General features: G+C 59.6%; 15 protein-coding genes. 10 read left to right on the top strand and 5 right to left on the bottom strand.

From position 1 onward, the window contains the following. Positions 1-2 precede the first annotated feature (2 nt). From C934_RS0118040 to C934_RS0118015, 6 genes are all read left to right on the top strand, one after another. Positions 3-1,223 carry a dihydrolipoamide acetyltransferase family protein gene (locus tag C934_RS0118040; protein WP_018858052.1) on the top strand — a complete coding sequence of 407 codons (1,221 nt, stop codon included), beginning with the start codon at positions 3-5 and terminating at the stop codon, positions 1,221-1,223. Between the two features lie 222 nt (positions 1,224-1,445). Then, entirely contained in the window at positions 1,446-2,639 is a 1,194-nt protein-coding gene (locus tag C934_RS0118035; RefSeq protein ID WP_018858051.1) for a helix-turn-helix domain-containing protein, read from the top strand. A gap of 323 nt (positions 2,640-2,962) precedes the next feature. Then, the gene (locus C934_RS0118030) at positions 2,963-3,184 is read left to right on the top strand and encodes a hypothetical protein (RefSeq protein WP_018858050.1); all 222 of its coding nucleotides are present in this window, start codon (positions 2,963-2,965) and stop codon (positions 3,182-3,184) included. Positions 3,185-3,537: 353 nt separating this feature from the next. Then, positions 3,538-3,915 (top strand): VOC family protein, encoded by a 378-nt coding sequence (locus tag C934_RS0118025; protein ID WP_018858049.1) that lies wholly within the window; start codon positions 3,538-3,540, stop codon positions 3,913-3,915. Positions 3,916-3,965: 50 nt separating this feature from the next. After that, the gene (locus C934_RS0118020) at positions 3,966-5,513 is read left to right on the top strand and encodes a DHA2 family efflux MFS transporter permease subunit (protein ID WP_026371890.1); all 1,548 of its coding nucleotides are present in this window, start codon (positions 3,966-3,968) and stop codon (positions 5,511-5,513) included. 134 nt (positions 5,514-5,647) lie between these two features. Beyond that, positions 5,648-6,670: an LLM class flavin-dependent oxidoreductase gene (locus C934_RS0118015; RefSeq protein ID WP_018858047.1), complete on the top strand. Its 1,023-nt coding sequence runs from the start codon at positions 5,648-5,650 to the stop codon at positions 6,668-6,670. A 69-nt stretch (positions 6,671-6,739) separates the two neighbouring features. Here the strand turns inward: C934_RS0118015 and C934_RS0118010 are convergent, their stop codons facing one another. From C934_RS0118010 to C934_RS0117995, 4 genes are all read right to left on the bottom strand, one after another. Continuing rightward, positions 6,740-7,327 (bottom strand): IMPACT family protein, encoded by a 588-nt coding sequence (locus C934_RS0118010; RefSeq protein ID WP_018858046.1) that lies wholly within the window; start codon positions 7,325-7,327, stop codon positions 6,740-6,742. 105 nt (positions 7,328-7,432) lie between these two features. After that, the gene (locus C934_RS0118005; protein WP_018858045.1) at positions 7,433-7,750 is read right to left on the bottom strand and encodes a plastocyanin/azurin family copper-binding protein; all 318 of its coding nucleotides are present in this window, start codon (positions 7,748-7,750) and stop codon (positions 7,433-7,435) included. An 11-nt stretch (positions 7,751-7,761) separates the two neighbouring features. After that, positions 7,762-8,286 carry a DUF4142 domain-containing protein gene (locus tag C934_RS0118000; protein ID WP_018858044.1) on the bottom strand — a complete coding sequence of 175 codons (525 nt, stop codon included), beginning with the start codon at positions 8,284-8,286 and terminating at the stop codon, positions 7,762-7,764. 89 nt (positions 8,287-8,375) lie between these two features. Continuing rightward, on the bottom strand, positions 8,376-9,068 hold the full coding sequence (locus tag C934_RS0117995) for an RNA polymerase sigma factor (protein WP_018858043.1): 693 nt from the start codon (positions 9,066-9,068) through the stop codon (positions 8,376-8,378). 234 nt (positions 9,069-9,302) lie between these two features. Here C934_RS0117995 and gabD point away from each other — a divergent pair, with 234 nt between their 5' ends. The 4 genes from gabD (at position 9,303) to C934_RS0117975 (ending at position 16,007) form a co-directional block, all read left to right on the top strand. Next, entirely contained in the window at positions 9,303-10,757 is a 1,455-nt protein-coding gene (gabD, locus tag C934_RS0117990; protein ID WP_026371889.1) for an NADP-dependent succinate-semialdehyde dehydrogenase, read from the top strand. 405 nt (positions 10,758-11,162) lie between these two features. Beyond that, positions 11,163-13,112, top strand: a complete 1,950-nt coding sequence (locus C934_RS0117985; RefSeq protein WP_018858041.1) for a PrkA family serine protein kinase — start codon at positions 11,163-11,165, stop codon at positions 13,110-13,112. A gap of 25 nt (positions 13,113-13,137) precedes the next feature. Then, positions 13,138-14,454 (top strand): YeaH/YhbH family protein, encoded by a 1,317-nt coding sequence (locus tag C934_RS0117980; RefSeq protein ID WP_018858040.1) that lies wholly within the window; start codon positions 13,138-13,140, stop codon positions 14,452-14,454. A gap of 11 nt (positions 14,455-14,465) precedes the next feature. Beyond that, positions 14,466-16,007 (top strand): SpoVR family protein, encoded by a 1,542-nt coding sequence (locus tag C934_RS0117975; RefSeq protein ID WP_018858039.1) that lies wholly within the window; start codon positions 14,466-14,468, stop codon positions 16,005-16,007. Between the two features lie 214 nt (positions 16,008-16,221). Here C934_RS0117975 and C934_RS0117970 read toward each other — a convergent pair whose 3' ends face one another. Then, positions 16,222-17,499 (bottom strand): DUF3422 family protein, encoded by a 1,278-nt coding sequence (locus tag C934_RS0117970; protein ID WP_026371888.1) that lies wholly within the window; start codon positions 17,497-17,499, stop codon positions 16,222-16,224. Positions 17,500-17,647 lie beyond the last annotated feature (148 nt).

Raw genomic sequence — 17,647 nt, 5'->3', positions numbered from 1 at the left:
TCATGGTCGATTTCGCCGAAGTCGTCGTTCCCGTCGAGCAGGAGGGTACGAAGACGGTCGTTCGCAACTGGCTGAAGCAACCGGGCGAGACTGTCGCCCTGGATGATCCCCTCGTCGAGCTTGAAACGGACAAGGTGACGCAGGAGATTTCCGCACCCGCGGCCGGGATACTTGACGAGATCGTCATGGCGTCGGGCACGGATGCGACGCCTGGCGCGGTTCTTGGCCGTATCCGCCTCAAAGCCGCCGCCGCTGGTGACAACCATGCGCGGGATACTCCCCCCTTGCCGTCCCGCGAGACAAGCGATGCAGGCGGGGACCGGTTCTCGCCGGCGGTACGCAGTGCCGGCGAGCAATACGACATCGACCCGGCTGCGGTGCTTGGCACCGGCAGGGACGGACGTGTCACGCGCTTGGATATGGATGCCGCGTTCGAAAAAAAGCAGCGACGCGACGGGGTACCGTCGTCCGTGAGCAGGCCGACCGGCTCCGAGCCGGCCACTCTCGCCCGCGATCAGATCAGTCACGGGTCGCGTATGGTCGCACATACGCCCATGCGGCTTTCCATCGCCCGGCACATGCTGGAGTCGCTTACGGCTGCCCCTCATGTCACATCGATCTTCGAGGCCGATTTCACGGCAGTCATCAGGCATCGCGAAAGGAACAAGGCGGCATTGGCCGCCGACGGCATCAATCTCTCCTATACGGCCTATATCATCGCCGCTTGCGTCGTGGCGATGCGGGCAGTACCGGAGATCAACAGCCGCTGGCATGAGGATCATCTGGAGGTCTTCGACGATATCAACATCGGCGTCGGCATGGCCCTCGGCGACAGGGGCCTGGTCGTCCCGGTGATCCAGCAAGCGCAGAGCCTCGCGTTACCCGCTGTCGCCGCCAGACTTCAAGACCTGACCAATCGCGGGCGTTCGGGTGGCCTGACCAACGCCGATATGCGCGGCGGCACCTTCACCATCTCAAACCATGGCGTGTCTGGCTCGCTGGTCGCTACGCCCATCGTCATCAATCAGCCGCAGTCGGCAATTCTTGGCGTCGGAAAGATGGAGAAGCGCGTCGTCGTACGAGAGATCGACGGCGTCGACACCATCCAGATTCGACCAATGGCATATGTCTCGTTGACGATCGATCATCGCGCGCTGGACGCCCACCAGACAAATGCCTGGTTGACGTCTTTCGTTCAGACCCTGGAGGGCTGGCGGGAATAGCGCAGGCGGCTCGCAAATAGCCGCGCGCTGTGAGCTCGACTGGCGTGCCCCACTTATCACCCAAACGGCACCGCTGCATGCAGCACGCATCCACAATCGCGCGAGTGTGCATAACGGCGTCCTATGGTAGCGTTTTCATTGACTGCAACGCGGCACGCGCTAGCTTTGACAAAAGTTGATTCAATACTGGTGGGATAGCTAGGCCGTGCTCCCTGATCCGCTATGGAGACCGAATTGCCGGACGATGAACGATCTCGCCCCTCCCCTCCACACCCTGATGGCGGCAAGCGCGACGATAGCAAGACCGTGCAGGTGGAACGCCGTCGCTTTCCTCGCGAAACCAAACCGTCGGACGGGCACGCTGCGCCTCCTCCGGCATTGAAACCTCTGCGATTTTCCACGCGCGACCTTGAGCCGGGACAACAATTTTCCGCCTGGCAGTCTTATGTCGCGCCACTTGTCGATATAAGGCGCCCGGACAGCATTCCCACGGATACAGCTTTTGTGGCCGACCACGCAGTCTGGAACCTCGGCGGCATGCTTGTCGTTCAGCAAAACACGCCCGCCCATAGCTATATGCGTTCGGAAGCGAAGGTTCGATCAAGCCCGATCGATCACTGGCATATCTCTGTATTGCGCGGCGGCCGAACATGGACGGAAGTTGGCGGACATGTCTCCGAGGGCGAGCCTGGAAATGTCGAATTGCGCAGTTTGGGGCATCCCTTTCGCGGTCGATCGACGGACGCCCAAACCCTGTCCCTCTACCTGCCTCGCGAATTGCTCCATCCCGCCTCCGCTGTCGACATCAAGAACAACATCGCGCTCGTCGGAACACGCGCCAAACTGCTGATCGACTATCTGGATGGCGTCGAGACGAAGCTGGCGCTGCTGGCCGAGGCGGATCTTTCTCACGTGGTACAGACCGTCCGCGATCTGATCCTGGCCTGTGTTGTATCATCGTCAGCACATGTCTCGTCGCCAGAACAAAGCAGCGACTTGCCACTGAAGGAACGCGTCCACCGCTTCGTCCAGCACAATCTGATGTCACCCGACCTGACGACCGACCGTTTGTGCAGGGAACTGGGCGTCTCCCGCACGCGGCTCTACCAGGCTTTCGAGACAGACGGCGGTGTGCATCACTATATCCAGCGACGCCGGCTCTTGTCCGCGCACGCCGCATTGAGCGATACCTCCAACCGGCAACAAATCGCCGATATCGCCTTCGCGGCTGGCTTTTCCTCAGCCGCACATTTCAGCCGCGCCTTCAGCAAGGAATTCGGCTACAGCCCGCGTGAGGCGAGGACTTCGGGCATGCCGTCCAATATTGGCTATTCCGTCGAGCCGGTAGCCGAGGCTGAGAGTGGTCAGTCCTTCGACACTTGGCTGAGAACGCTTGGGCACAACCGTCGAGCCTGAACGCGGTCATTGCGCTAACGCCTTGCGTCGGTCGCCTCCCCTTTCGCGCTGAATGCCCGCCACCGCAAGTTCCCGCGTTGCTGGGTCATGCCTCGTGCAAGGCGAGCACCCACGGCTGTGCCAATATCGCTCAACAGCGAGAGCACCTGGGGCCGTCCCTGGAGCCGCAGAAATGGACGCTGCTGCAAGTTTCCGGATGCGTAGCTAACGACAAGATCCCAGTAACCCCTTAATAAAGAAGCATAATCGCAGTGCAGGCAGTAAGACGGAACGCACCAGGAAATGCGCCCGTCATCAGATGGGGCAACTTTCAGGGGCATATCATGGAACCGACCAACCCTACGATCCAGATCAGCAACCCTCAATATTCTACGAATGATCCGTACCGCGTCGTCGAGCGTGAGGAAGTCCTTGCACAGGCTTTTCGAGCTTTCGTGCAACGAGCCGTTGCTGCGGGATGGAAGGAAACCGAGGTCGCTCTGACCTTGGCCGATATCGCCGACGATTACGTAATGGCTCTCGCGCGAAGGATTAAGGCGAACTAGCATCGAGTACCTTTCGCGGGCAGCACCACCTGAACGCGAAATGCCAGCATCTCTTCAGCGTGTCCGGGGCCTACCGCTTTGCACTAATGCAAGCGGTGGGCCTCGGTCGTTGAGCCGACGCTGCGCGTTCCTGAAGGCCTGTCAAACTCGCTTGGCGCCACAATCCATCAGTTTCTTTTCAAAGACTTCAGCCTGCTTTGGCAATGTTCCTGGCTGCCGTCAGTCCTCGGGGCAGAACCGGGATCGACAATTGAGCTCCATCATTTGCTTTACTGATGCGACGCTGTACAGTCGCGAGCGGCCCGATTGGCTGCGGCTCATCAAACACGAGCGCCGTCATAGAAGGAGGAATGATGTTTCATCATGTTTCTATCGGCGTGTCCGATCTCGAGCGTGCACGAAAATTCTACGACGCAGCACTTGAGCCGCTGGGCTATACGAGGCTTTCAACGAGTGACAAATGGCTGGGCTACGGTGCTGAACAGCCCCAGCTTTGGATAAAGCTCGCCGAGCGCCCTGTCGTTCCCGACATGGAGTCGGGACTGCACTTTTGTTTTGTTGCCCCCAACGAGGAAGGCGTCAGAGCCTTCCACGCAAACGCCATGGCCAGCGGCGGGACTGACAACGGCGAACCGGGAATACGCCCCGAGTACGGATCGTTCTACTACGCAGCATTTGTCATCGATCCGGACGGCTATCGCCTGGAAGCGTTTTTCCGCCGTCCTGAGTGAAGGCCCGCAGCGCGGGCCGTCTTGAACCATCCCGATCGCAGGGCAACCGCATGTCACAACACCTTGAGCCCGCCTCCTCTCATCCGCCTTCGGCGGTGATCTGGGTGGGCTTCATTGCGATGTGCATTGGGATGTTCATGGGGATCTTGGACATCCAGGTGGTCGCGACATCCCTGCCGACAATTCAGCAGGCCATCAATATCGATCCTGACCAGATGAGCTGGATCCAGACCGTCTATCTGATCGCAGAGGTGATCGCGATACCGTTGACCGGCTTGCTGACGCGTGTCCTGACGATGAGATGGCTGTTCGTCGCCTCCATAGGCTTGTTTGTCGTCGCTTCCACTGGCTGTGCGGCAAGCAACGACTTTGGCGAACTGGTTGCCTGGAGGGTCGTTCAGGGCTTTTCAGGTGGAACGCTGATCCCGGCGGTTTTTTCGGCCGTTTTCATCCTCTTTCCGAATGAGCGGCAGGCACTCGCCACGACAATCGCCGGCGTGCTGGCTGTCTTGGCACCGACGGTTGGACCGATCATCGGCGGCTGGCTGACGTCAACCTATTCGTGGCATTGGCTGTTCCTCATCAATATCGTTCCCGGCATTGTCTCGGCGCTGGTGGCGTGGCAGTTCCTGCCCCGGCAGAAGGGCGACGTGTCCGAACTGCGGCACCTCGATGGTCTGTCGCTCCTTATGATGGCGCTGGCGCTGGCGAGCCTGGAACTGGGATTGAAGGAGGCGCCGACGAGCGGCTGGATCTCGCCGTACGTCCTGAGCTTGCTAGCATTCAGCCTGGTATCGGGGTCCGCATTTGCATCCCGGTCGTTGCGCAGAACGCGTCCCATCGTCGACCTGCATCATTTCCGAGATCGGAATTTCTTGGTCGGATCCGCCCTCAGCTTCGTGCTCGGGATCGGCCTGTTCGGCTCGGTCTATCTCATGCCGGTGTTCCTTGCCTTCGTCAGAGGGCACAATGCCCTGGAAATCGGGATGACGATGCTGGTCACAGGCATAACGCAGCTTTTCACCGCACCGATCGCCGTTGCGCTGGAAAAGCGGACAGATCCGCGTCTGCTCTCGGCCGCAGGTTTCGGGTTGTTTGCGATCGGACTGGGGATGAGCGCATTCCATGATCCGCGCTCCGACTTCGATGCCATGTTCTGGCCGCAGGTCGTGCGCGGTGCCGCGATCATGTTCTGCCTTTTGCCGCCGACACGCCTCGCCCTCGGAACCTTGCCGGCATCGCGGGTGCCCGACGCAAGCGGCCTCTTCAATCTGATGCGTAATCTGGGCGGGGCGATCGGCATCGCCATGATAGATACGATCATCTACACGAGGTCGGAGCCGCTTGGGCAGAGACTATGGGAGCAACTGCGGGCCGGCGATGCAGCCACGGCGGCGTTTATTGGGGCTCCGGCGGGAACGATCACCGGCAGCACCGGCGACTTCACACCGGACACGATCGCTGCGCTGGATCCGCTCGTACAGACAGCAGCAAGCGTCCAGGCGATCAACCAGGCTTGGCTGATCGTCGCCATACTGACAGGCTGCGCGCTGCTCTTCCTGCCTTTTGCAAGACGGCTGACCGCATCGCAGCCGTAGCGGCCGCTCATTTGGTGGACGTCAATCTCAAAGGATGAACAGAGCGTTCAATCGTCTTTTCGTGGCAGACGCTGCTCCCCATGTTATGCCCATCAAAATTCCCACGGCAACCGCGATATCCAACGGGTAAAATCATGAAGAAAATCGGCTTTCTCTCCTTCGGCCACTGGGCGCCCTCGCCTCAATCAAAAACCCGCTCCGCGGGTGACGCGCTGCTCCAATCCATCGATCTTGCCGTTGCCGCCGAAGAACTCGGTGCGGACGGCGCGTATTTCCGCGTCCACCACTTTGCGCGGCAGCTGGCGTCGCCTTTTCCGCTCCTGGCGGCAGTCGGTGCGAAGACGAAGACCATAGAGACAGGCACTGCGGTTATCGACATGCGTTACGAGAACCCTCTCTACATGGCTGAGGACGCCGGTGCTGCCGATCTCATTGCCGGTGGCCGCCTGCAACTGGGGATCAGCCGCGGCTCTCCGGAGCAGGTCATCGATGGCTGGCGCTATTTCGGCTACCAGCCACAGGATGGTTCGAGCGATGCAGACATGGGCCGTGGCCATGCCGAGGTGTTCCTGGAAGCACTTAAAGGCGAAGGTTTTGCCCAACCAAACCCGCGTCCGATGTTTCCTAACCCGCCCGGCCTGCTGCGCCTTGAACCCTATTCGGAAGGATTGCGCGAGCGCATCTGGTGGGGCGCGGGGTCTAATGCAACTGCAATCTGGGCAGCCAAGCTCGGCATGAACCTGCAGAGTTCGACGCTGAAGGATGACGAAACCGGCGAACCCTTCCATGTCCAGCAGGCAGCACAAATCCGCGCCTACAGGGAGGCATGGAAGGCAGCCGGCCATACTCGCACCCCACGCGTGTCAGTCAGCCGCAGCATCTTCGCGCTCGTCGACGATCGCGACCGTGCCTACTTCGGCCGCGGCGGCAAGGAACAGGATTCGATCGGCTATATCGACGAAAACACCAAAGCGATCTTTGGTCGCTCCTATGCGGCCGAACCTGAGGCGCTGGTCAAGCAGCTCTCCGAAGACGAAGCCATTGCCGAAGCCGACACCCTGTTGCTGACAGTCCCCAATCAACTCGGCGTCGAATACAACGCTCATGTGATCGAGGCGATCCTCAAACATGTGGCACCGGCGCTAGGCTGGCGTTAAGTCGGGCGCCGCATTGCTTGCTCGAGCGCTTACTGGATGCTGACCTGAAGGCTCTGGCTCGCGCTCGCCCTATTGTTTGAGGGCGAGCGCGCTGCGTCCGCTTGTGGTGTCGGCAATCAAACGGGCAATCTCGTCCGACCGTGCTTGCGGAAAGCTCACCGCGACCTCCGCGCCAGCCTCGAAGAAAGCCTCGCTCAGGACGTGCACCCCCTCGAAGGCGGCGAGCCTTGCCCTGAGGATCGCAAGGTCGGAAAATCCGGCGCGGATCGTTCCTTCCAAAGTTGGAACGAGTTCGATGAGTTCGCCGGACCGGAGGCAGGCGGCCGCCGTCCCGCCATAGGCGCGGATCAACCCACCGGTGCCAAGAAGCACACCTCCGAACCAGCGCGTCACGATGACAATGACCTTGTCGAGTGATTGGCCATCGATCGCCTGCAGTATGGGTTTTCCTGCTGTTCCGCTTGGCTCGCCGTCATCGCTGAAACGGTAGGTCTGGCCGATGCGCCAGGCCCAACAATTATGGTTGGCATCGCCATGGCTGCGTACCGCAAGCGCCTCCTTCGCGTCGAGCTCGCTGGCGATCGGAACACTAATCGCCAGAAACCGGCTCTTCTTCACGATTTGCTCAAGGGCTACAGGGCGTTCCAGCGAATACATGAAAGCTGTATAGGGCAGCGCGAAGGCCGAGCGAAGACGGATTCTATTCGCCGATGGTCGGATATGGCGGCGGAGGGTGTCTCCACGCAGCGCCGCGCAGCCCTACTATTGAGAGGGTATCGAGATACGACCCTTCATGTTCGGATGAAAGCGACAATAGTAATCGACCGATGTGGTCGCCTTCAGCACGGCACTTGCGGATTTCCCGGGAGGAATGACCACCTCCCAGTCACCCTTCACGGTCGCCGTATGGGCAAGAATATCCTTGTTGATCCACTCGACCGTGTCGCCTGGCCTTGCGCTGATCTCAGCGGGCGAAAACATCATCTTTTCGATTGTTACAGTGACTGTTTCCGCCCGCACCGGAACGACACCGATGATCAACGCAGATACCGCAACGATCCACAGATGCCGTCTCAGCATGCTGGTATCTCCTATTTAAGCTCGCCAGCGACATGCTCGGCATGCTGCTGATGGCCCTGGAAGACCTTGAGGCCGGTTTGGAGCAACTCCTTGAGCTCCGCGTTGCTCGCCGACGGGATCAATAGCGTCTCGAGCGCGCCATTGACCTGTTTGTGATAGGCGACCTCGTTGTCGACATAGGCCTTGTCGAAGCTCGCTCCGCTGAGTTTGGCAAGTTTTGCTCGCTCATCGGTTGCAGCCTTGGTCAACGTCTTGCTCGTTTCATTGTCCTCCGGCGTAACCTTGAGCTTCTTGACCAGTGCAAGAGCCTGCTTGTTCACGGCCTCATGGTCTCGCACCATGTCCTCCGCGAAGGCGACAACATCCTTGTTCTTGGATTTCGAGATCGCAAGTTTTGCGGCCTCGATATCGATGGTGCCGGCCGTATAGGCGATATGCGCGATCTGCGGGTCCGTCGGCTTGTCCGCTGCCCATGCGGATGGCGCAAGTCCGAACAGGCAAAGCGCGGTCAGGGTCGCAATCTGTCGAGTCTGCATAGGAACCTCCTTCGCCCGAACCGGCGAGGCCGGGCATTGTTTTTCTGGAACAGACATTGGATGTCGGCCCGACGAGAAGGTTCCCGAAATCAGTCGAGAAAACCGAGACGGCTCATCACCGCCATCGTCAGGCGTTCGCAACGACGGCCCGCGAAGGGAAATGCGGAAAGGAGCACGGGACCGATCTGCTCGTCGAGGCGCTCCCTTACCAAGCGCCTGGCGCGATGTAGCCGGCTCTTGACGGTCTCGGCCCTCAGGCCGAGCAACGCCGCGGTCTCATCCACATTCAGCCCCTCGATCACTCTTGCGACAAAGACGGTTCGGTAGATATCCGGCAGGGCGTCGGTCGCCTGCTCGACCAATTGCAGAATTTGCCGCTGTGCCATGGTGCGCTCCGGATCGCCGGTGTTGTCGACAGGAAATCGGAGGATCATCGCTCCGCTGTTTTCGTCGGCAGAACGCGCGACGCCCGCCGCCCGCCGTTTCTTGCGCAGACGTCCGAGAGCTTCGTTGATTACGATGCGCGAAAGCCAGGTCCCGAGCGAGGACTCACCCCGGAAACGATCGAGATGCGCAAATCCGAGCACATAGGCCTCCTGAACAACGTCCTCCGCCTCGCTGTCATTGCGAACAATGCTTCTTGCCAGACGGTAGAGCCTCTGATTGTGAGCCTTCATGATCGCGCGAAAAGCGTGGCGATCGCGGGCGACCGCGCGGCGCGCCAGCTCGACATCGGCGAGCGTATCGAGTGCTTCGGCCCCATCTGCTTGAATCTGCGACATCGTCACCTCCCTGACATTGATATTAGATGGAGCTCGACGGCAAAGGTTCCCGAAAAGCGCGCGCCGGTGTTGGAAACCTCCAACCATTTTCGAGATTGCACCTCGGCACTGTCCGCGACCCTTTTACCACAACGCGTTTGACAGGGCGGAAGAGGATGGCGACATTGTCGTAAGCCTTGGCCGAGGCGGCCGCGGAGATGCGGAACGGCACAATTTCTCGATGGGATGGACAACATGAACCTCAAGGACCCCACACTCTTTCGGCAGGCAGCCCTGATCGGCGACCGATGGATCGAGGCCGATCCGGCGAATGCGATCGAAGTCAACAATCCGGCGACCGGTGAAATCATCGGCCGCGTACCCAAGCTGGGAGCGCCCGAGACAAAAGCCGCGATCGAGGCGGCACGCGTCGCCCAAAAGGGTTGGGCGGCACGCACCGCCAAGGAACGCTCGGGCATTCTTCGCAAATGGTTCGAGCTGATGATCGAAAACAAGGACGATCTCGGCCGTATCCTGACGCTTGAACAGGGCAAACCGGTTGCCGAAGCGACCGGCGAGATCGTCTATGGCGCAAGCTTCGTCGAATGGTTCGCGGAGGAAGGGCGGCGGGTCTATGGCGATCTGGTTCCCGGTCACCAGCCCGACAAGCGCATCATGGTGATGAAGCAGCCGATCGGCGTGGTTGCCGCGATCACCCCCTGGAACTTCCCGAACGCCATGATCACGCGAAAAGCGGGGCCTGCCTTTGCTGCTGGTTGCGCCATGGTGCTGAAGCCGGCCAGCCAGACGCCCTTCTCGGCCATTGCGATTGCCGTGCTTGCGGAACGCGCCGGGCTTCCGAAGGGCCTGTTTTCGGTTGTCACCGGCTCGGCACGCGAGATTGGCGTCGAAATGACCGCCAATCCGACCGTCCGCAAATTGACCTTCACCGGTTCCACGGAAATCGGCGCCGAGCTCTACAAGCAGAGTGCTCCGACAATCAAGAAACTTGGCCTGGAACTCGGCGGCAATGCACCCTTCATCGTCTTCGACGACGCTGATCTTGATGCCGCCGTCGAAGGTGCGCTGATCGCCAAGTTCCGCAACAATGGCCAGACTTGCGTGTGCGCAAACCGGCTATACGTGCAGGAAGGTGTCTATGATGCTTTCTCCCAGAAGCTTGCGGCAGCCGTCGGCAAATTGAAGACCGGCAATGGCTTCGACGAGGGTGTCATTCTGGGGCCGCTGATCGACCAGCCAGCGCTGGAGAAGGTCGAGGAACACGTTGCCGATGCGCTCGCCAAGGGTGCAAGCGTCGTACAGGGCGGAAAGCGTCACGTGCTCGGCGGCACTTTCTACGAAGCGACCGTGCTTTCAAATGTCACGCGGGAGATGGCCGTTGCCCGCGAGGAGACCTTCGGGCCGGTGGCGCCGCTGTTCCGCTTCAAGGATGAGGCTGATGTCATCCAGCAGGCAAACGATACCGAGTTTGGCCTGGCCTCGTACTTCTATGCGAAGGATCTCGCTCGCGTTTTCCGCGTCGCCGAGGCCCTCGAATACGGCATGGTTGGTGTCAACACAGGATTGATCTCGACGGCGGAAGCTCCCTTCGGCGGCGTCAAACTCTCCGGCCTTGGCCGTGAGGGTTCCAAATACGGGATCGAAGAATTTACGGAAATTAAATACGTCTGCCTCGGCGGCATCAGCTAGCGCCCGAGTGGCGCCAGCTCGCAATTTCCTTTACCGCTTCTTTGCCATGGACGGCACGGGTTCTGGAGCTGCCGTCCACCGGCGCATGATTACTGCGCGCTGCGATTTTGTTCGCCGACATAGCATTGGCCCGGGATGAAATGCGCTGTTCATAGCGATAGCGTGATTACCTTAGCCATGGTTATTGCACGTCTTTCGTGCCATATTAGTAATCAGCACAGTTCAACATTTGAGTCGCAATCTGGCGCAAGAATGGAGACGATGAGATGCTACATGGCCTACTCGAGCCAAATTCGAATTCCTGTAAGTATTTGAAGGAACGAATGCTAGTTTGTGCCGTTGTCTCAATGAGCGCGCCTACGGGGCGGCAATCCCGCCTCAACCGACCGGCCGCGGGAGAGCATCATGCAAAAAGGTGAAAGTGACGTCTTTGATCTTTTCTCGGAGATTTACACAAGCGCCGCGCAAGAAGAACTAAGTCTACAGGAATACCTGCTAGCCTGCCGTGATGACAAAAGCCTTTATGCGACCGCGCAAGAGCGAATGGTCGAAGCGATCGGCGAGCCGACATTAATCGATACGAGCGCCGATGAGCGGCTAGGGCGGATTTTCGCCAACCGCACAGTCAAGATTTACCCCTCCTTCGCCGACTTCTATGGAATGGAAGATACAATCGAGCGGATTGTCGGCTACTTCAGATACGCCGCGCAAGGTCTCGAGGAGCGAAAGCAGATTCTCTATCTGCTCGGTCCTGTGGGAGGCGGCAAATCGTCGCTCGCCGAGCGCCTCAAGAGACTGATGGAGCAGCGCCCGATCTACACTTTGGCGGTCAATGGCAAGATCAGCCCCGTCTTCGAATCCCCCCTCGGCCTGTTCCACCCGGAGCGGATGGCGGGTCTCTTGGAAGACAAGTACGGGATTGCGGCGCGAAGGCTCACGGGCCTCATCTCGCCCTGGGCGACGAAACGGCTCGACGAGATCGGCGGCGATATTTCGAAATTCAGTGTGGTTAAACTGACGCCCTCGCGTCTGCGACAAATAGCAATTGCGAAGACGGAGCCGGGTGACGAAAACAATCAGGACGTGTCCGCACTCGTCGGCAAAGTGGATATCCGTCAACTTGAAAACTTCAGTCAGGCCGATCCTGATGCCTACTCCTACAGTGGCGGGCTGAACAGAACGACGCAGGGGCTTCTCGAGTTCGTCGAAATGTTCAAGGCCCCGATCAAGGTACTGCATCCCCTGCTGACCGCCACCCAGGAGGGCAGCTATAACGGTACGGAGAACTTCGGCGCCTTCCCCTTCCAGGGCATTGTCGTTGCTCACTCCAACGAGTCCGAGTGGCTGCAATTCAAGAACAACAAGAACAACGAGGCATTCCTCGACCGCATCCTCGTGGTCAAGGTGCCCTATTGCCTGAGGGTCACCGAAGAACGGCAAATCTACGAAAAGCTGCTTCGTGAAAGCGAGCTGGCAAAGAGCCCGTGTGCCCCTGAAGTGCTCGAGAATCTTAGCCGCTTCACCGTTGCGACACGCCTCCACGTTCATGAAAATTCGCCGCTCTACACGAAGATGCGCGTCTATGACGGCGAGAACCTGAAGGACACCGATCCCAAGGCCAAGTCGGTGCAGGAGTATCGTGACGCCGCCGGTGTGGATGAGGGCATGACAGGCGTCAGCACGCGTTTTGCCTTCAAGGTGCTGTCGGAAACCTTCAACTACGATACAAAGGAGGTCGCCGCCGACCCGGTCCACCTGATGTACATCATGGAGCAGGCAATTCGGCGCGAACAGTTCCCGAAGGAAACGGAGGCGCGCTACCTGGATTTCATCAAGTCCGAGCTTGCGGCACGCTATGCCGAATTCATCGGTCATGAAATCCAGAAAGCCTATCTGGAATCCTACAGCGAATATGGACAAAACCTGTTCGACAGATACATCGCCTATGCCGATGCCTGGCTGGAAGACCAGGACTTCAAGGACTACGACACAGGCCAGATCCTCAACCGCGAAATTCTCGACAGCGAGTTGTCGCAAATCGAAAAGCCGGCGGGCATTGCCAACCCGAAGGACTTCCGAAATGAGGTTGTGAAGTTCACCCTGCGCGCCCGCGCCAAGAACCATGGGCGCAACCCGTCCTGGACGAGCTACGAAAAGCTTCGCGAAGTGATCGAGAAGCGCATGTTTGGCCAGGTCGAAGACCTCCTGCCCGTCATCAGCTTTGGCTCCAAGAAGGACAGCTCGACGGAAAAGCAGCACGCGGAATTCGTCGAGCGCATGACGGAACGCGGCTATACTGTTCGCCAGGTCCGGCGGCTCGTCGATTGGTATATGCGGGTCAATAAGGCCGGCTGACGATGCCGAACCGGGGGATTGGCAGATGGCGAATTTTATCGACCGCCGGCTCAACCCGAAGGATAAGAGCCTCGGCAACCGGCAGCGTTTCCTGAACCGCGCCCGCGAGGAGCTAAAGCGGGCGATCAAGGAGCAGGTCAAATCGGATAGGATTGCCGACGTGGACGCCGCCCATGGCGTTCCGATGCCGAAACGCGGCGCCGGCGAGCCGACTTTTCAGCCTGCTTCCGGTAGTGGAGCGCGCGAGTATATTCTGCCAGGAAACAAGGAATACATGGCGGGCGATAAGCTTTCGCGACCGCAAGGCGGTGCCGGCGGAAGTGGCAAGGGCGCCGGCCGCGGCGAGAGCGAGGATGACTTTCAGTTCATCCTGTCCCGCGACGAGGTTCTCGACCTTTTCTTCGAGGATCTGGAACTGCCCGACATGGTCAAGTTGAACCTGAAGGAGACGGTGACCTACAAGCCTCACCGCGTCGGCTTCAGCACGGCCGGCACCCCCACGAACATCAATGTCGGGCGGACGATGCGCAATAGCTTCGGCCGCCGGATCGCGCTGCAACGCCCGAGCGAAGCGGCGGTGAAGGCGATTGCAGATCAGATCGCCATCTTGGAGGCCGAACCGAACCTGTCGGCACAGGAGCGGCGGCGCCTGCAGGCATTGCGCGAGGAGCTCGAGCAATTGGAACGCAGGCGTCGACGCATCTCCTATGTCGATCCGGTTGATATTCGCTTCAACCGTTTCGAGCGCCAGCCACTTCCCAATGCCAGCGCGGTGATGTTCTGCCTGATGGACGTGTCGGCCTCGATGGGCGAACGCGAAAAGGACCTCGCGAAACGCTTCTTCGTGCTGCTCCACCTCTTCCTGACCCGCCGTTACGAGCGGATCGATATCGTTTTCATCCGTCATACCGACGAGGCGCGCGAGGTCGACGAGGAGACGTTCTTCTACAGCAAGCAGAGCGGCGGCACGGTCGTTTCCACTGCCCTCGAGGAAATGCTTCGTGTCATCGAGGAACGCTATCCGGCACATCTGTGGAACATCTACGCCGCTCAAGCGTCCGACGGCGACAACATCAGCGGAGATTCCGAACGGTGCGCGGCGCTGCTTCGCGACCACCTGATGCGCCTGTGCCAGTATTATGCCTATGTCGAGATCATTGACGAGCGTGAAACCGAGATCTTTGGAGCGACCGACAACGGCACGTCGCTGTGGCGCGCCTATCGCACGGTCGACGGCGAAGTGCCTAACTTCCAGATGACGCGGATCTCCAGACCGGCAGACATCTACCCCGTGTTCCGCAAGCTCTTTACCCGACAGCCTGCCATGCGCACGCGCAAGTAAGGGACGACCGAATGGCGAGACGCTCGAGTTCAGGCCTGCTGTTTGATGGTTCCGACTGGAATTTCACGACCCTTTCGCGCGCCTACGATGCGATAGAGACCGTTGCGCTCGATGAGATGGGACTGGACGTCTATCCCAACCAGTTGGAGATCATTTCCTCCGAGCAGATGCTCGATGCCTATTCGTCGGTTGGCATGCCGCTGATGTATCAGCACTGGTCCTTCGGCAAGCGCTTCATCTTCGAGGATCACTTGTATCGGAAGGGACAGCGCGGCCTCGCTTACGAGTTGGTCATCAACTCCAACCCCTGCATCACCTATCTCATGGAAGAAAACACCATGGCGATGCAGGCGTTGGTGACCGCGCATGCAGCCTTCGGCCACAATCATTTCTTCAAGAACAACTACTTGTTCCGCCAGTGGACGGACGCCGGCTCCATCCTGAGTTATATGGATTTCGCCAAGAAATACATCGCCAAGTGCGAGGAGCGGCATGGATTACGCGCCGTGGAGGCGATCCTCGATTCAGCGCACGCCCTGATGGACCAGGGCGTCTTCCGCTACCGGCGCCCGCCCCGCCTTTCCTCCGAAAAAGTCAGAGAACGCGCCCGAGAGCGATTGGAATATGAAGAGCAGACCTACAGCGATCTGTGGCGCACGCTGCCGCTGGCAACGGAAAACCGCAATCCGGAAGAGGCCGAACGCGACGCGTCCGAACGCAAGAAGGTTCTCAATCTTCCGGAGGAGAACCTGCTCTACTTCCTGGAAAAGCACAGCCTGATCCTCGATCCCTGGCAGCGCGAACTTCTCCGGATCGTGCGCGTCATTGCGCAATATTTCTATCCACAGCGCCAAACCAAGGTGATGAACGAGGGCTGCGCGACGTTCGTTCACTACACGATCATCAACCGCCTCTTCGATCAGGGCCGGATCAGCGAAGGGGCGATGCTGGAACTGCTGAAAAGCCACTCCAACGTCGTTTTTCAACCGGCCTTCGATGATTCGCGCTTCCCGGGCATCAACCCTTACGCACTGGGATTCGCGATGATGCAGGACATCGAGCGCATCTGCATGGAACCGACGGCGGAAGATCGCGACTGGTTTCCGTCGTTTGCCGGCAACGGCGATTGGCAGGGGACGCTGCTCGACGCCTGGGCAAACCACCGCGACGAGTCCTTCATGCTCCAATATCTGAGCCCGGCGATGATCCGCAAGTTCCGGCTGTTCCTGCTCTCCGATCGCGCCACCGACAGCTATTGCGAGGTATCCGCAATCCATAATGAGCGCGGCTATTCCAGGATCCGCTCGGCGCTTGCCCACAGTTACGACGTCGGGGCCAGACAGCCCGATATCCAGGTTATCGACGTGGACTTGCTAGGTGACCGGCAACTTCGGCTACAGCATAATGTGAAGAATGGCATCCTCCTGGAAGAGAGCACCCGTGATGCCACGCTCGGCCATATTCGTCACCTCTGGGGTTACGACGTGAGCCTGAGTGGTGTCGATGCTGGAACGGGCGCGGCGCTCTACGAGTGTTCGACAGCGCAACTCTGAAGCCAGCCGGGATTAGCGCAACCGTGGGAGCCATGCGGCTTACGGTCAACGAAAGCGCTTGCCCTCCGGATCGAACGCGTTTTGGCCGACTTCCTTTACGACGGTTCCCTTGTGTACGTCTCGGGAAGCATGGTGCCGTCCATGACGGACTCCTGGCATCGTCTGGCCGGCCGACGCGCCCTGACAGGACGGTGGCAGCCTACGACGCCAAACGTCAACGCTTGTCCTCTTCGGCATGCCTCCGCCGGATGCTTCGCACGACAAGCCACATGCCGGCAACCACGATCGGTACCGAGAGACCTGTCAGCGTCTCGGGGGACACCTCGAAGCCGACATTGTGCGCACCCTTTGCCATATAACCGAAGAGCCCGACGACATAGTAAGAGATTGCCGCCACCGATAGGCCTTCGACGGTCTGCTGCAAACGCAGCTGCAGTTGCGCCCGGCGATCCATCGAATTCAGCACCGTCGTATTGATACGCTCGAGTTCGACGTCGATCCAGCTTCGCAGCAGGGCCGTTGCCCGGGCAAGCTTGCGCGAAAGGTTCGCCTGGCGCTCCTCGACCGACTGACAGGTTCGCATGGCCGGTGCCAGGCGCCGTTCCAGGAATGAGCCGAGTGTTTCGCTGCCTGGTATTGCCGTCTCGGCAAGAGCCCGAATGCGCTCCTGAACGATCTCGTAGTAGGCGCGGCTTGCCCCGAACCGATAGAGGCTGAGCGCTGCATTCGCCTCGAGTTCGGCCGCAAGGCGCGTGATCTCGGACAGCATCTGGTCCGCTTCATCCCGTGCATGCAGCTTCATCCGCTGCGTAATGGCCGTCAGGCCGGACTCGATCTGGCGGATTTCGGGCGAGAGTGACTGTGCAAGCGGCAGGCCCATCATCGCCAGCGTGCGATAGGTCTCGATATCCAGGAGGCGCTGGACCAGCGCACCGCGTGCGCTGTCGGACATGCCGCGATCGATCACCAGAAACTTCGTCAATCCGTCGCCATCCTGGCGGAAATCGGTGAGGATCGTTGCCTGACCGTTTCGGAGTTCGCTTCGACACAGGCTGGTCGGATCGAAAACGGCAATTTCCTGCACTGTCTCGGGCGTGTCGGGGCGTATTTCCAGGCGAATGCCCGATATGAACGGACCTGGTGGCGAGAAGCTGTCGCCGAAAGGATGAACGGCGATCGGGGCGCCGAACTTCTCTGGGGCGGGGCAATCCCAGAAGTAGGTCGAAAATTCGGTGTGCCGTTCCCAGCGCAACGTGCCCTGGCCCCAGCTTATCGCATGATGGCTGGTCTCGCGGGTCGGCGGAGCAACGCCGCTGGATCGGGAAAGATCAGCAAGCATCTCATGGTCATTGTCACCGGCACTCTCCGTCAGGAAAGCGAGCTGGAAGATGACGCGTCGCGCCTGAACGAGCGCATAGGGTCGCGCGTGAATTTCCCCCAAGGCGCGTAATCGAAGATCCGCAGGCGGAAAGCCAAAGCTTCCTTGCGTCATGCGTGCGCTCCTTTCGGTGTGTGTTTCCCGCTCATCGCTATCGATACTGTGATTCGGCTGAGCCCGGGAGCGCGACTGAACAACCTCGATTGGTTCACCTCTGATCGGCGCTGACACGTTCAAGTTCTTTTTGCCATTCGCAAAAAGA

It is taken from the genome of Rhizobium sp. 42MFCr.1 (genome assembly GCF_000377185.1).
In the GTDB taxonomy this organism is placed as follows: Bacteria; Pseudomonadota; Alphaproteobacteria; order Rhizobiales; family Rhizobiaceae; genus Rhizobium; species Rhizobium altiplani.
Note: the sequence above shows the minus strand (reverse complement) of the source record. Positions and strands in the feature narration are given on the sequence as shown.